The following is a 15,354-nucleotide window of genomic DNA, read 5'->3' as shown; positions in this document are numbered from 1 at the left end:
CCTAGGAGATTTGAAATGGCTGCCACACAGCAAGGACCGCTGCAGGTCGACACCGAAAAGGAAAAAAACGCGCTGGCGGGCTATCTGACCGCGCGGGCGAAGGTTTCCGCCTATGTGCAGGGCGTTCAGAGCGCCGCCATGCCGAACATCGATTTCGGCAAGCTGCCGGCAGATGTGGCAAAGAACCTGCCTGCCGATCCCGACGGGCTTTACAAGGACGTTCAGGCCAACCTGGCGACGGCGAAGAAGAACGCGCTGACATGGTCGAACAACATCGAACCGAACCTGACGGAAATCCCGCAGACGATCATCAACTTCAACGCCAAGTTCCAGAGCGCGTCATCCAGCATCTCGACCTGGCTGGGCGAATTGGCCAACGGCGACGACAAGAACAAGGCCGTGCTGTTGCAGACGCTGCAATGGCTGATTTCGCAGATCGATTCGCAGACGGCGTCGATCAACACCGAGATGGCGTTGCTCAAGTCCTTCAACACCCAATTGACCAAGGATCACGCGAACTTCAGCACGTCGAACAGCAGCTTCTCGGCGCTGTACAATTATGAGGAAGCCTCGATCAAGACCCTGAACAGCGCGATCGCGGGGCTCAAGGACGCGATCAAGGCAGAGGACAAGGCGATCACCGCTTCGGCCGTCGCGGCGGGCGTGGGCGGCGGCCTGATGGTTGCCGGCGGCATCGGACTGGCCACCGCTGAGACCGGCGTCGGCCTTGTCGTGGCCGGGGTCGCGATCATCGTCGGGCTGGCCGCGGCGATCACCGGCATCGTCGAGCTGGTCAAGGCGATCAACGAGAAGGTCGCGACCGAAAACCAGCTGAACGCGGATCAAACCGCCGTGTCGCTTCTGGCCGCGCAGGCCGCGGTTCTGCTGCAGGTCGAGACCGGCCTGAAGGAGCTGGTGGACCTGTCGTCGGACGCGATGGCGGCGGTGCAGGTCATCCTGGATACCTGGGGAACGCTCAAGACCAAGATCAGCGCCGTTCACGAGGACCTTGCCAATGCCGAGGGCAAGGATTTGGGCAAGATCACCGCCGTCTTCGACGTCAATGCCGCCGAAACCCAGTGGGCCGAGCTGCAGAAGTTCGCGGGCAACATGCAGACCTATGTCCAGCGCAATTTCCAGAAGGTCCACGACCTTGGAAGCGGCGGCAAGATCGAACCGCTGCATGTCGGCAAGAAGTCGCAATCGCAGGCGGCCTGATCCCCATATCACCGCAAACCGCGGCCGGGTTCCACACCCGGCCGGACGCCAGAGTTCAATCCGTCGGGTCGACACCGATGACGCAATGCGCAGCCGAGCGAGGAGTTCGAAATGCTGAATTATGACAAGAAGGGTGCCTACACCGACAATGACGGCTTCCTGTGGGTGTACTATCAGGACGACGTCAACCCGAGCATCTTCTACGTGGTGCCCCGCCCCGACTGGGTGCGCGATGCCAAGGGCGATCCTGATCTCAAGCTGATAAAGTACACCTCGGACAACAAGGCCAAGAACGGGTCGGGCTATGTCATCTTCAACACGCAGCTGAGCGTTCCGTCCGACGTGACAACCGGTGTCGAGGCCCGCATCGGCGTTCAGTTCCCGAGCGCGCCCAAGCCCTATCAGCTGAACCCGCTGGACTTCAATTCGGGGTGCATCGCGACCTTCGATCTCGATGTCGAGGGGACCACCACGCAATACGTGGCCGCCGCGTCCGAATTCGGATCGAACGTCGCCACCTTCCGCGCCGATCTGGATGCCGCGGGCATGTCCACCATCGCCAAGATGCTGTCGACCGCCGGCGGCGGCCTGAACGTGGTCTATGACCTGAACGTCCCGGCGCGCCTGAACGCGGTCCACGCGACGCTGAGCTTCGATTCCTCGATCGCCTATCGCTACCAGGTGCAGCACGCGCAGCATCACGCCTATGCCTCGGACACGCCGCGGATCGTGACCAAGCTGCTCAACGAATCCGCTTCGTCGAATGTCGATCTGAAGTGGGGAATCCAGAACCCGTCGCAGGAGCTGGTCACATCGGTCACCGACTGGGCCAATGCTACGATCGCTGCACAGGTCTCGGCCGAGGTGAACACTGCGCTGAGTCTGCTGAAGGAATCCTCCTACGACAGCTTCAACATCAACGAGGTCAGCAGCTTCACCTCGGTCTATGACACCGATCAGGTCATCAACTGGAAGCTCTACCCGAAAGCCAGCCTGCCGACGGTCGACAATATCGAGGACTTCACGGCCACGGTCGACACGCGGGCGCAGGTGATCACCGTGTCGGTGAACCTGCCGTTCCAGGGCGCGAAGATCAAAGGCGCGAACGTGCCCAGGATCGACGCCAAGCCGGTTCTGCTGAAACAGGTCACCGTGCAGGTCGAGTATCCCGGGCTGTCACAGGCCAAGAGCACCCATGTCTTCACCGCGAACGGGTCGCATACGTTCGAGGCGCCCTATGACACGACGCGCGGCGATCTCTACAACATCACGTGGACCGCGGAATACGCCGACAGCGCGGCGCAACCGGCCATCACCGGCCAGCGCACCGACGTCTCGGAAGGGCATTTCGGGATCGAGTTGCCGTCGGTGGGGATCCTACACATCACCTTCGATGCGCACAATGCCTTTGCCCCGCTCGAGGCCGGGAAAGGACAGACCACGCCGCCCAAGGTGACATCGGTCGACATCGACTTCCACTTCGCCAACGACCACGGCGGCGGTGACGCAATCCACCAGAAGAAGACGATCAAGGCCCCGACAGGGAAAGGCAAGGCGGCGGACACCTCGGCCACCTTCACCAGCTACCTGGCGCACGACATGGTTGCCGGAACCGAGTACGTCTATGTGGCCACCTATCACTTCGAGCAGGGGCCGGACTTCGTCGGACCGGAAACCTCTTCGACGTCCTATACCGAGATCGTGCCCACCCCGCCGGCGCCGCATCCGACGCAGGTTCTTATCGTGGCGTTGGTGTCCGACACCACCCAAGGCGGCGGCAGCGCACCAACAGTGATCCAGGCGGATGTCGATGTCTGGTTCGCCGAGGCGCCCGACATACCCGGGGCCGGCCCGCAGCCGGGCAAGAACAACCCGACGTCCTTCAGCCTGACCCCGCAATCGGACCAGAGCGTTTCCTTCGCCGCCGATACCTTCTTCGGCTTTCTGAACGGGGATGTGCCGCTGGTCTACTCGGCGTCGATCTCGACGCTGATGGGCGAGCAAGTCAACATCCCGCCGACGCTGGTCCAGAACAAGCAACCGGCCATCATGATCAACCCGAGAACCCGCTACACCACCCTGACGGTGGACATGGATGCCGTCGACTGGGACGCAGGGAAATACGACAAGGTCATCGTTTCGGTGAATGCGACGGTGCCCGACGGAAAGGGCAAATCGACACCCGCCGGTCCCACGGCCACGTTCCCCTATGCACCCCCGGCGGGAACCAACGGGCATAACCCGCCACGGTACGTGACCTATACCCACACGCCCGAGGTGAAGGTCATCGACTTCACCTGGACGGTCACTTACGTGGTCAGCAACTCCGGCACGACCACCGCGACCGGCACGGGCACGTCGAAGAAACCCACCATCGTGGTGCCGCCGAAGGGCCAATCGGCCCTGGTGCCGGCGCCGCGCCAACCGCTGCGACTGGCCGCGGAATGAGTACGGCAATGAGCGGCATCTTCCCCCTCACCGGCGTCACGAAAGCCTGCGTCAGGGCCTCCCTCCAGGGGGGGCCGATCCCCGAGACCGTCAAGCTGGTGGCGCTTGACGCAATGGGGACTCTGCTGGAACCACTGGACGCCGCGGCGGGCTGGATGCCCTATGCACCGCACAGTCTTCTGACCCCGACCGGTTTCCCGGTCGAGGTCGCCTTCGGCAACCCGGCGGACGAGATCCGCCTCGCGGTCGAGGTTGGCGGCCCCGACGCCCCGGTCGCACGCAAGCTGGACCTCGCGGCGGAGCGGTTGCATCTGCTGGGCCACATCCAGAACGATGTCACCCTGGCACAATGCCGATGGCTTCAGGAGGGCCAACCGCTTCGCTATGGCGCCTGGGCTGGCATCCGGGTGCGTCCGACGCAGCAGACCTGCAAGATCTATGCAGAAGTTCCGCCATCGTCCCATGGCCGTGCGCTGGCAATGCTGGACGCCCCCGGCGATCTTGCCCGGCATCTGCACGACCGTGGCGCAAGGCTGACGATGCTGGGCCTGCGCGACGTCGGCGAGCCGGAATTCTACTTCGGCCTCAACGGGATGCGGCTTGACGAACTGCCGGACCTCTACCGGCGCCTGGGGCGGCGCGAGGCCGGCGAGGTCGTGATCGACGCGCTGGAGACCGTCTGCGGACGGTTCCTGAGCCGTAGCGTCCGCAATCGCCAGACCGGCATCAGCCTGAAGCAGTCCAATCGCGGGCACTGGCACATGTCGGTCTTCTGGCAGGCGGCGGACCTGTTCGGCAGCGGAGCCCATACCCGACGGGCCGTGCTGCAGGCCGCGCCACTGCTGGGCTGCGACCTGTCCGCCTACGAGGCGTTCAGCCGCCCTGCCGAAGACGAGCGGGTCGAGAACCGGCACTGCATGCTGGCCTTCACACCGCTGGCAACCGGACGCTGCGACCTGCGGATCGGGCTGAGCCCGACGCCGCCGCAGACGGTGGAGCGGACCCCGACCGGCGAACATCCCGCGTTCCGACCGGACAGGCAGCCCAGACCACCGTTTGACGTCCGCCCGGACCGCGCCGCCGCGCCGGCCGCGATCGAGACGCAAGCCTAGAATTCCGAGCTATTTGAAAGGACAGATCCATGGGACTCAGATTCGACGACAAGGAAGAGATCTCCGCGATGAATTCGGCCTTCAAGGACATCATGCTGGCACGCGCCGCGATATCCGGTCTCGACAAGGTGATCATCCAGGGCACAGGCTTCCCGGCGTTAACGCCCGAACAGAAACAGGCCGTGCCCGACCCCGACAAGGACATGGCGGAGCTTCAGAACAACCTCAACGCCGCCGTGGCCCATGGCCTGACATGGTCGAACGACTACGAACCGGAGGTGACCATCCTGCCGCAGTCCTATCAGAACATTCAGGCCTATGTCTCAAGCTGGCGGCCGCGGATCAGCGCGCTTAGCCATGATGACAAGGTCACGGTTCTGGAAAGCCAGGTCTCACGGCTGACAACCGAGGCCGCCAGGCTGGACGCCTTCGCCAAGCACCTTGCCGGCCTGAACAAGAAGGTGAGCGCCGACGTCGAGAGCTTTTCGACAAAGCATGCCGCCTTTGCCGAGCTTCAGAAACTCGACCTCGAAAACCTGGAACGAACCGCAGCCGCAATCGCCAGGTTGCAGGCCCTGATCGCGGAAGAAAGCAAGGCGATCACGGTCGATCTGAACGACGCCGAGAAGCTGATCGAGGTCGCCAAGGGCATCATGGAAGCCGGCGAAAAGGTGAAGACCGGCACCGAAGGCGACGAGATCGTCAAAATGCTGGCGGTGACCGTTGGCGTCATCCTGATCGGGGTCGGCGAGGGCAAGATCGATGAGGCGCTTCGAAACATCGAGACGCGTCTGAAAAACGCCGAACAGGACAACATTTATAAGATGAACCTGTCGGCTCTGACGTTGCAACTGCTGGCGCTTCAGACCGCGAATTCGGTCCTGAAGAACCTGCAGGCGGATCTGGTGGATGTGCAGCAGGTGTTCACACGCGCCAGTCAATGGTATCGGGCCCGCGCACAGGACGTGCAGGACATTCTGGATGCCGGCGCCCCCAGCAACGAGATCGATGAGGTATCGCTCATGGCCTATGCCAAATCCTGGCAGACGCTGGGCGAGACGGGCCTGAACTGGCAGCAGCGGGAAATCAGCGCGCCCGTCATCTTCAAGATCGCGCTGGCGCCGTTCGATCCGGCCATCGCCCCGGGCTGAACCTGCAAAGACGGCGGCCCGCCCTGCCCCGGGCCGCCGCCAACAGTGCCGCCGGCGACCGAAGTGTCGCGCCTGAGCCTGACGCAATGTGACGCTGTTCGCGGCACTGTGCGTCAGTCCGGGATTTATGAGGGATTGTGGTAGCGGAGGAGGGACTTGAACCCCCGACACGCGGATTATGATTCCGCTGCTCTAACCAACTGAGCTACTCCGCCACAGGCCCGGCGGAAGTAAGACAGGTGTTCCAGCGCGTCAAGCGGAAATCTTGCCGGATCGGGGAAATTCCGAATGCCCATGCGCCAGCCCCGGGCGGCTGGGCGGAGAAGTAAAAAAGCTGGCGAAAAGTGTGCCGAAGGGCTTGAACCCCGAAAGCGTCTTGAGTAATGAAACGCGCACCGTTGGGGTGTAGCCAAGTGGTAAGGCAACGGTTTTTGGTACCGTGTATCGTAGGTTCGAATCCTACCACCCCAGCCATTTTCTTCACATGATTAGCGTGATAGCGGGCTCTTATCCTCCCCGCTGGGATTTGCCGCTGCAATGTCCCTGCCGCTCGCTCCGACCTCCCTTCTATCCTGTTGTGGTGCTGCGTCCCGCAGTCTGCTGCTGTGTATGGGTTTAGCCTGTGATCCCGGGGAACTGGTCTTTCGAGGCGTTGCGAGGTCTGAGACGGTGGATTCGCGGGTATGGAATGAAGGTCCATCGGGGGGGGATTAGGGGGCTTTCGTGCGCAAGGATTACGCAGACAGGAATCGACTGGAGCGGGGGGCACCATATCTGCGATGACGGTAGGGCCGCGCCGGCTGATCTGACAGACGACCCCGAGGTCATCCGATGCGGACGATGGCGCTAGGCAAGGCGGCTCGTCAACAGATCGCCTGACTTCAGGAGGATCGGGTGGCCGACCATCGAGAAGGCGGTGTTGATCTGTTTCAGCGCGCGCAGGGTTTCCTGGTGGATGTTGCTGGTCTCGATGCTCTCGGTCAGCCCCTCGCGCAGGCGGCCGATGTGATTGCGTTGCAGCTTTTGCTCGACCTTGCGTACCGTTTCCTTGGCCGCCACCAGTTCGCGCGCCTCGGCCGGGTTCTGGTTCATCATGACGTTCAGCGCCAATTGCACATTGCTTTGCACTCTGTCGGTGAAGTCGCGGATTTCTTCGCGGCCCTGTGCCGAGAATTGCAGCTTCTGCGTATCAAGCCGTTTGGCCAGTTCCAGCATGATCCGGACGATCGCGTCCGAGGCCGTGTCAAGATTGGTCGATATCGACGCAAGCTCCATGGCACGGCGGCTCAGGTCCTCGTCCATGCCCTCTTTGCCCAGACGCGCAAGATAGAGCTTGATATCGAGATGCATCCGCTTAATGGCGCGGTCCTGATCGGCAAGCTTGGCGGCAATCTCGGCATGCCACTGGTCATAGAGCGGCTCTACCGCGATCAGCATCCGTTCGACCTTCTGCCCCATGCCGAGCAGTTCACGCGCGACGCAATCGAGCGCCCTTTGCGGCCGGTCGAGCAAGGCCGGGTCCAGTGCGCTGATATCATCCAGATTGCCTGCGGCGCCCGGCCCATCCGGCATCACGCGCATCAGCGCCGCGATGACCGGGCGCACAAACGGCAGCCCAAGCACAGCCAGTGTCAGGTTGAACAAAAGATGCAGGTTGATCGCCTGCCGGGCCGGCGTCGTGCCCAGATAGGCCAACAGGTCGGGCATCGCAGCCACCAGAAGGACGGCCAATCCCGCGCCACCGCCGCGCAGGGCAAGGTTGGCCACGACCATGCGCCGGGCTGCAAGCGGGGCGGCATAGGTCAGCACATAGGCGATGAAGCCGCCGCCCAGATTGGCGCCAAGGATCATCGCCGCGGCGGCCGAAACCGGCAGGATCGATTGCCCGGCCAGTGTGACGAAGAGCAGGACCGCCGCGACACTGGAATGGACACCCCAGGCAAACACCGCGCCGATCGCAAAGGCGGTCAGCAGGTCGCGGCCCAAATAGGCCATGACGGCCTGCGTGCCGGTGCTGTCGATCATCGGCTCGGTCGCCGCGCGGATCATGTCGAGCGACACGAAGATCAGCGCCAGCCCGATCACGATCCGGCCGATCTGCCGGGTGCTGCTGCCTTCGCCGCGCAGGAAAGTCACGACCCCCACAAGAAGCAACAGGGGGATCAGGATGGGTTGCCGCACCATCAGAAGCTGGGTCACCACGGCCGATCCGACATCGGCCCCCAGCAGGATCGCCAGCCCGGTTGCCGCCGCCAACCCGCCCTTGGCCACGAAGTTGGAGACCAGAACCGCAACCGCGGTGGAGCTTTGCAACAGCACCGCAGCCCCCATCCCGGTGCCCGCCGCCAGCATCCGGTTCCGTGCCGAATGCCGCAGCCAGGTGCGCAGCGGCGCGGCAAAGCCGCGCTCGACCCCGGTGCGCACCAGCCGCACGGCCCAGATCAGGAGCGCGGCCGCCCCGGCAATGTGGATCAGGGTCTGAAGGGCGTGTGGATCGTTCAACCGGCCACCTCGTGCAACGTATCTGGTATCAGAAGGGGAAAGGGCCGGAGCCTGCAGTGGGACCAATGCGGATCGTCTGAAACCCGCCGTCCCAGCGGTGCAGAAGGCAGCCGTCTTCCTGCGTCATGTACCCGACCGGCGCGTCAGGCCGCAGGTCATACGGAAGGGTGCTGCACGGCGCAGGCCCTGAGATGGCAATATGTCCGGCCAGATCGGTGACCATCAGGTTATGGATATGGCCGCAGACCACGCGCAACGGGCCGGAGTGGCCAGCCACCACGTCGCGCAGCGCCTGCGCGTTTTTTAATCCGATGTCGTCCATGAACCCGATGCCGCACGGAAACGGCGGATGGTGCAGGGCCAGCAGCACCGGCGCGCTGCCAGCGTCGCTCAGGACGCTCCGCAGGAATGACAGGCTGTCGGGCGTGAGCTCTCCCCCGCCCTGCCCTTCGACCAGCGTATCAAGCCCGATCAACCGTATGTCGCCGACGTCGCGGCTCCAGTTCAGAGGTCCGCCTGCCGGAAACTGATCCGCGAATGCGGCGCGCATCGTCTCGCGCGCGTCATGGTTTCCGGGGATTACATGCAGCGGCAAGTCGAGCGGCGCCAGGAAGGTCTTGAACCGCTGATAGCCCTCCGCGCTGCCGTCATCGCTGAGATCGCCGGTGACCAGAACAGCATTCACCGGCCCTATCTGACCCCGGATGGCGACAAGCCGTGCCACCAGACGCCTCAGGGCGTCGCCGGTGTCCAGCCGCCCGGACACCAGCACCCCCTCGGGCACGATATGGGTGTCGGTCAGGTGCAGGATCGCTGTCATTTGATACCGGCACGCAGGAAGGCCTGCACAAACTGCCGCTGGAAGATCAGAAAGGCGATCAGCAACGGTGCGATCGACATCATCGTGGCGGCCGAGATCACGCTGATGTCGACCCCGTTCTCCGGCGCGCCGAAGATCGACAGCCCCACCGTCAACGGTCGGGTGTCCGGCGAATTGGTGACGATGAGTGGCCAGAGGAAGTTGTTCCAGTGGGTCGAGACCGAAACCAGCGCGTAGGCAAGGTACGTGGGTTTCGCCAAGGGCACGTAGACCCGCCAGAGGATACCCAGCAAGCCGCAGCCCTCGATGCGCGCAGCCTCGTGCAATTCGATCGGAACGCCCTTGAAGGCCTGCCGCATCAGGAAGATGCCGAACGCGCTGGCCATATAGGGCATGCCGACGCCGAGAATGGTGTCGAACAACCCGAGCCGCGAGATCATGGCATAGTTCTCCACGATCAGCACTTCGGGCAGGATGAAAAGCTGCATCAGCACGAGGATGAACACGAAGTCCTTGCCGGGAAACTGCAACTGGGCAAAGGCAAACCCGGCCAGCGTTGTCAGGATGAACTGTCCGATCAGGATGATCGTCACCAGCATGAAGGTGTTCATGAAATACTTCAGCCACGGGGCCCCGGCCCAGGCGACACGAAAGTTGTCGAGCGTCCATGGCGAGAAGAGGTTCAGGTTCACCGCATCGGATGTCGCATGGGTCGCGGCCCAGAAGGCGAAGAGCAGCGGCGCAATCCAGATGATGGCCAGCAGGATCGCACCAAAGCTGTCCATGAAATTGGTGAGGCTCTTCATTGGTAATGCGTCCGTTTATCGAGGTAGAGGAACTGGATCGCGGCGACGATGCCGAGAACCAGGATCACCATGATCGTCAAGGCGGCAGCACTGGGCGCATCGAAGAAGGCAAAGGCCATTTCCCAGATGTAATAGAGGATTAGCTTCGAGGCATCCGACGGCCCGCCCTTGGTCAGGATGAACAGGTGGTCGATCAGCTTGACCGAGTTGATCATGGCATTGACCGCGATGAACAGCGTGGTGGGCATCAAGAGAGGCAGGACAACGCGGCGGGTATAGGTCCAGCGGCTGGTGCCTTCGATATCGGCGGCCTCCCTCAGATCCTCGGGTATCGTCTGCAATGCCGCGAGGTAGAAGATCATGAAGAACCCCGCCTCTTTCCAGATCGTCACGATGATGATCGCCCAGAGCGCCGTTTCGGGCTGGCCCAGCCAGTTGACCGACGGCAGGCCGAACAGGCTGCCGATTTGGTCCAGCACGCCCAGGCCCGGCGTGTAGAAGAACAGCCACAGGTTCGCCGCCGCGATCATCGGCAGGACGGTCGGTGTGAAGTACGCAGTGCGGACAAAGCCGCGCGCGCGGATCTTGCCATTGGCCCAAAGCGCCATCGACAGAGCGATGAAGATCGACACCGGAATCGTGACGCCGGCATAGAGCAGGTTGTTCTTGACCACGATCCAGAAGGTGGGATCGGCAAAGAGGTCGGCGTAGTTCTCGGTGCCGACGAATTCGACCGGCTTGCGGCGCGTGCCGCGGGAAAACATGCTGGTCCACAGGGTCGCGATCGACGGGTAGAAGGCAAACAGCGTGAGCAGGACGGCTGCGGGCGACAGCAACAGCCAGCCATAGATGGCCTGCCTGCGTCGTTCGAGGTTGGCATGTGCTGACATGGGTGTCTCCGGGAGGCGCCTGTGAATGAGATCGGGCCGATGCGCAGGGCACCGGCCCGTCTGCGGACTTACTGATAGTCCTTGAGCAGGCGCTCGGCCGAGGACTGGGCTTCCGACAGGGCCTCTGCCGGTTCCTTGGCGCCGGTAAGAGCGGCCTGGATGGCGTTGTTCAGACCGTCGCGCACGCGCGCGGTTTCGAATGTCGAGAATTCGGCCACGGCGTTTTCCAACTGGTTGCGCGCCACCAGCGCCGGCGGGAATTCCTGTGTATAGGACTGCAGTGCCTCGGTCTCATAGGCGGCGGGCGATACGCCCATGTAGCCGGTGCCGATGGACCATTCCGCAGCCTGATCCGGTGCCGTCATGAACTTGATCAGCTTGAGCGCGGCGCTGCGTTCCTCTTCGGTGGTGTCCTTGAAGATGTAGAAGTTGCCACCGCCGGTGGGCGACCCCTTGCGCTTGTTGGCAGGCAGCTCCGCGACGCCGAAATCGAAGCTCGCGGCGTTCTTGACCGCGGTCAGGTTGCCGGTCGAATGCCACATCATCGCCGTCTGACCTTCGAGGAAGGCCTGCCGCAGCGTGCCCCATTCGACGGTGCCGGTGGGCATGATGCCGTGCTCGGTGGACAGCGATTTCCAGAACTCGAGGGTTTCCACGACGGCGGGATCGTCGAAATAGGTGGTCATGCCATCGTCGGACATGACTTCCTTGCCGTTCTGGATCGCGAGCGCCTGGAACATCCAGTAAGGATAGCCGGTCGACGGGATCATCAGGCCATAGGTGTCACCCTTGGTGAGCGCCTTACCCATTTCGATCATCTCGTCCCAAGTCTGGGGCGGCGATTCCGGATCGAGCCCGGCCTCGCGGAACATATCCTTGTTGTAATAGGCGACGATGGTCGAGCGCTGGAACGGGATACCCCAGGTCTGGCCCTCGATCTTGCTGTTGGCCATCAGCGCCGGATAGAAGCTGTCGAGCCAGGCCTTGCCGTCGTCGGAGGTCGCGACCTCTTCGAACGGAATGATCAGATCCTGTTCGATCAGGTCATAAGCGTCGATGGAGAACATCACCGCAAGTTGCGCAGGCTCGCCCGAGGCTAGGGCGGACAGCGCGCGCACGCGGGTGTCGTCATAGTTGCCCGAGTAGATCGCGTTGACACTGATGTCGGGGTTTTCGGCTTCGAAGTCGGCGACGATGCCGTCCACCACCTCGGTCAGTGCACCGCCGACCGCGATCGGGTAGTACATCGTCAGTTCGGTTTCAGCCGTGGCCGGAAGGGCCAGCCCGGCAAGGGCGGCCGTGGCCAGCCCCAATCCTGTGGTCGAAAACAGTTTCATTTCTCTCTCCCTGGTTTTGTGGTCGTTCTTAAATCGTTTGCGGCGGTGTCACCCCGCCAGCCGCTGACCCGCTTTGTCGAAGACGTGCAGGTTCTCGTCGGCAAACGTGATGTCGATGCGGTTGCCTTCGGGCATCATCGACAGACCGGGCTTCAGCACGCAAAGTCCGGTGGCCTTGGCATGGTCGAGCCCAATCAGGGTTTCCGCGCCCAGAAACTCGCTCTCGATCACGGTACAGCTCAGCCGACCCGCCCCCTCCGGGGCGATCTCGACATTCTCGGCCCGTATTCCGATGGTCTTGTCCTCGCCGTATCCCGGCAGCGCCTCCGAGGCGATCAGCGACATCGGCGGCGCGCCGACAAACTCTGCCACGAAGGTGTTGGTCGGCCGGCTGTACAGGTCCTCCGGCGTGCCGACCTGCTGGATGTGACCGTCCTTCATCAGGACCACGGTGTCGGCCATGCTCATGGCTTCGGTCTGGTCATGGGTGACGTAGACCACCGTGATGCCCAGATCACGTTGCAGCTTCTTGATATCCTTGCGCACGGCATGGCGCAGCTTGGCGTCGAGGTTCGACAGGGGTTCATCCATCAGGCAGAGCCGCTGGCCGGCGACAATGGCCCTTGCAAGCGCCACCCGCTGCCGCTGACCGCCGGACAGTTCGCCCGGCTTGCGATCCTCGAGCCCGAGCAGCCCTGTGATCTCGAGCGCGCGGTGCAGCTTCTCCAGCCGCTCCTTCTTGGGAACGCGCCGCACCTTCAGCCCGAACATGACGTTTTCGGCGACGGACAGATGCGGAAACAGCGCATAGGACTGGAACACCATCGACAGGTTGCGGTCAGAAGCAGCGCTTGTCGTGACGTCCTTTCCGCCGATCCAGATCCTGCCCTCATCAGGCAGTTCCAGCCCGGCCAAGAGACGCAGGGTCGTGGACTTGCCGCACCCGGACGGACCCAGCAGGGCGGTGAAGCTGCCCTCGGGAATGTCGAGCGTGATGCCTTCGACCCCAAGCTGGCCTTTCCAGCGCTTGGCCACGCCATCGAGTTTAACGAATGGAGACGTCATGTTGCCTGTCCTTCAGCCACGAGGAGCCTGTCGTTGATCTTGTCCAGCAGGGCCGCGAAACGCTCATCCGGCCGCCGGTCGATGATGATCCGGTCGATATCGGCGATATTGTCGCCCAGCGCCGGGGCCTGTCGTCCGAACTTCGACCCATCTGCCACGAACAGTGATGTGCCAGCGTTCTTGCGGATCATCTGGGTCGCGCGAACCTCGGAGGTGTGAAACTCCAGCAACCCGCCGTCCTCCGCGATACCTGCGGCCCCGAAGATCGCGAAATCCGCCCGGAAGCGCCCGAAGAAATCCAACACCTCGTTGCCGAGGATGTCACGGTCCGGCAAGCGCACCTCGCCACCCGGCAGGATGATGCGGTTCGAGACCTCCTCGCTCAGCGCCATCGCGGCGCTCAGGTTGTTGGTGATGACGGTCAATCCCTTGCGGCGACGCAATGCCTGCGCCACGCTCAGCGCAGTGGACCCAATCGAGACGAACAACGTCGCACCGTCGGAAATCATCTCTGCGGCGGCCTCGCCAATGGCGCGCTTGCCCATGAGGTTGGTGCCCGCCCGCTGATCGAACGGGGTGTTCAGGAACTCTTCGCTCAACTCGATCCGGCCATGCATACGGAGCAGCATGTCGCCTTCGCAAAGGGCGTCCACGTCGCGACGGATGGTCTGCATCGAAACATCAAACCGCTCGGCCAGCGAGCCGATCGTCACCGAACCCTGTTCAAGCACAAGGGCCGAGATGGCTTCCCGTCGTTTGCGCTTTTTCGATGACATCGCGGCCCCGGAGTTCAACTCAGCGCACGCTACCGCGCGAAAAACAACAAAGCAACATAAAAATTGGAGCTTTCGTTTGGCTCACCCCCCTACTCTGCTATTATAGCGTCGCGATCTCGCTACCTACGCTCCAAAAAATGTTGTTTTGGAGTTTTAGCTTTCACATTGTCACAATTTTCTCTAGGGTGCGGCATTAACCGACCCGCAATCTTGGCGAGGAAGCATGCTGACGACACATTCGATCTTCGCGCGCTACCAAGAGGTGCGCCCGAGGCTTCCCCGGGCCGATGCCTGCACCGAGACGCTGGAAATCGGATCACTTCTGGACATCGCAGACCAGGTCGATGCCTTCGTTTTCGATGCCTTCGGGGTGCTGAACGTCGGCGAGACGATGATCCCCGGCGCGGATACCCGGCTTGACCAATTGCGCGCGCGTGGCTGCGCAATCCGCATCCTCACCAATGCCGCCAGCTACGACCACGGCGGCGCCATTGCGAAGTTCAAGCGCCTCGGGCTGCAGCTTGAGGATGACGAGATCATCACCAGCCGCGAGGCGGCGTTATTGCACCTTGGTGAGGGACACTGCGGTGTGATTGCCGCCGAAAGCGATGGGTTGAGCGACCTCCCCGCGCCTGTGACACGATTGGCCGACGACCCTGAGGATTACGACAAGGTCGACCAGTTCCTGTTCCTGTCCACTGCGGACTGGACTGTTGCGCGGCAGGGCCTGCTGGTGGCTGCCATGGGGCGCCGACCGCGACGCCTGCTGATCGCGAACGCCGATCTTGCCGCGCCGCGCGACGACGGTTTCTCTGTCGAGCCCGGGCATTTCGGTCATCAGATCGCCGACCTCCATCCCGCCCATGTACAGTTCTTCGGAAAGCCGTTTCCCGAGGTCTATGGTTTGGTCGAGGCATCGCTGCCAACCCTCACGTCAAACCGTATCGCGATGTGCGGTGACACGCTGCATACGGACATCCTGGGCGCCGCCGCCCAGGGCTGGCGCACGGTTCTCGTCACCCGCGATGGCCTTTTCGCGGGTTACGACACCCAACCATTCTCCCTACAATCGCGCCTGTTTGCCGATTGGCGGCTTGATCGTATCTGACTGTCTCTGGACGTGCTGTTGCTGACAGTGCGTGACCCGCCATGTGACGTCCGAGAGTATCGCGTTTGCGGACTTACCCCGAGCCGGAGATCGTCTCTGCTCGTTGAATAAACCGTGCGCC

At 62.7% G+C, this 15,354-nt stretch carries 12 protein-coding genes and 2 tRNA genes; 6 read left to right on the top strand and 8 right to left on the bottom strand.

Features of this window, described 5'->3' with window-relative positions; genetic code table 11:
• The first annotated feature begins 15 nt into the window (after positions 1-15).
• From AC04PT_RS00070 to AC04PT_RS00055, 4 genes are all read left to right on the top strand, one after another.
• Positions 16-1,218, top strand: a complete 1,203-nt coding sequence (locus AC04PT_RS00070; protein WP_482871429.1) for an HBL/NHE enterotoxin family protein — start codon at positions 16-18, stop codon at positions 1,216-1,218.
• A 111-nt stretch (positions 1,219-1,329) separates the two neighbouring features.
• Positions 1,330-3,666, top strand: a complete 2,337-nt coding sequence (locus tag AC04PT_RS00065) for a hypothetical protein (protein WP_482871428.1) — start codon at positions 1,330-1,332, stop codon at positions 3,664-3,666.
• Between the two features lie 8 nt (positions 3,667-3,674).
• The gene (locus tag AC04PT_RS00060; RefSeq protein ID WP_482871427.1) at positions 3,675-4,778 is read left to right on the top strand and encodes a hypothetical protein; all 1,104 of its coding nucleotides are present in this window, start codon (positions 3,675-3,677) and stop codon (positions 4,776-4,778) included.
• Positions 4,779-4,807: 29 nt separating this feature from the next.
• Positions 4,808-5,929, top strand: a complete 1,122-nt coding sequence (locus AC04PT_RS00055; RefSeq protein ID WP_482871426.1) for a hypothetical protein — start codon at positions 4,808-4,810, stop codon at positions 5,927-5,929.
• Positions 5,930-6,067: 138 nt separating this feature from the next.
• Here the strand turns inward: AC04PT_RS00055 and AC04PT_RS00050 are convergent.
• A tRNA-Met gene (locus AC04PT_RS00050) sits at positions 6,068-6,144 on the bottom strand.
• A 184-nt stretch (positions 6,145-6,328) separates the two neighbouring features.
• Here AC04PT_RS00050 and AC04PT_RS00045 point away from each other — a divergent pair.
• Positions 6,329-6,403 (top strand) — tRNA-Gln (locus tag AC04PT_RS00045).
• 372 nt (positions 6,404-6,775) lie between these two features.
• Here AC04PT_RS00045 and AC04PT_RS00040 read toward each other — a convergent pair.
• The 7 genes from AC04PT_RS00040 to AC04PT_RS00010 form a co-directional block, all read right to left on the bottom strand.
• Positions 6,776-8,431 carry a Na/Pi cotransporter family protein gene (locus tag AC04PT_RS00040; protein ID WP_482871425.1) on the bottom strand — a complete coding sequence of 552 codons (1,656 nt, stop codon included), beginning with the start codon at positions 8,429-8,431 and terminating at the stop codon, positions 6,776-6,778.
• A gap of 28 nt (positions 8,432-8,459) precedes the next feature.
• Complete coding sequence (locus AC04PT_RS00035; protein ID WP_482871424.1) at positions 8,460-9,251, bottom strand: phosphodiesterase; 792 nt, start codon at positions 9,249-9,251, stop codon at positions 8,460-8,462.
• The gene (locus tag AC04PT_RS00030; protein WP_482871423.1) at positions 9,248-10,057 is read right to left on the bottom strand and encodes a carbohydrate ABC transporter permease; all 810 of its coding nucleotides are present in this window, start codon (positions 10,055-10,057) and stop codon (positions 9,248-9,250) included. Before AC04PT_RS00030 ends, AC04PT_RS00035 begins: the two co-directional genes overlap by 4 nt.
• Positions 10,054-10,947: a carbohydrate ABC transporter permease gene (locus AC04PT_RS00025; RefSeq protein ID WP_482871422.1), complete on the bottom strand. Its 894-nt coding sequence runs from the start codon at positions 10,945-10,947 to the stop codon at positions 10,054-10,056. The genes AC04PT_RS00030 and AC04PT_RS00025 overlap by 4 nt, the downstream gene beginning before the upstream one ends.
• A 68-nt stretch (positions 10,948-11,015) precedes the next feature.
• Positions 11,016-12,284, bottom strand: coding sequence for an ABC transporter substrate-binding protein (locus AC04PT_RS00020; protein WP_482871421.1), 1,269 nt, complete (start codon positions 12,282-12,284; stop codon positions 11,016-11,018).
• A 48-nt stretch (positions 12,285-12,332) separates the two neighbouring features.
• Positions 12,333-13,349: an ABC transporter ATP-binding protein gene (locus AC04PT_RS00015; protein ID WP_482871420.1), complete on the bottom strand. Its 1,017-nt coding sequence runs from the start codon at positions 13,347-13,349 to the stop codon at positions 12,333-12,335.
• The gene (locus AC04PT_RS00010) at positions 13,346-14,125 is read right to left on the bottom strand and encodes a DeoR/GlpR family DNA-binding transcription regulator (protein WP_482871419.1); all 780 of its coding nucleotides are present in this window, start codon (positions 14,123-14,125) and stop codon (positions 13,346-13,348) included. The genes AC04PT_RS00015 and AC04PT_RS00010 overlap by 4 nt, the downstream gene beginning before the upstream one ends.
• 223 nt (positions 14,126-14,348) lie before the next feature.
• On the opposite strand from AC04PT_RS00010, the gene AC04PT_RS00005 reads away from it, so the two are divergent.
• Positions 14,349-15,233 carry an HAD-IIA family hydrolase gene (locus AC04PT_RS00005; protein WP_482871417.1) on the top strand — a complete coding sequence of 295 codons (885 nt, stop codon included), beginning with the start codon at positions 14,349-14,351 and terminating at the stop codon, positions 15,231-15,233.
• The last annotated feature ends 121 nt before the right edge of the window (positions 15,234-15,354 follow it).

It is taken from the genome of Litorisediminivivens sp. KMU-197, from assembly GCF_056858395.1.
This window is presented reverse-complemented; position numbering and strand designations above follow the sequence as displayed.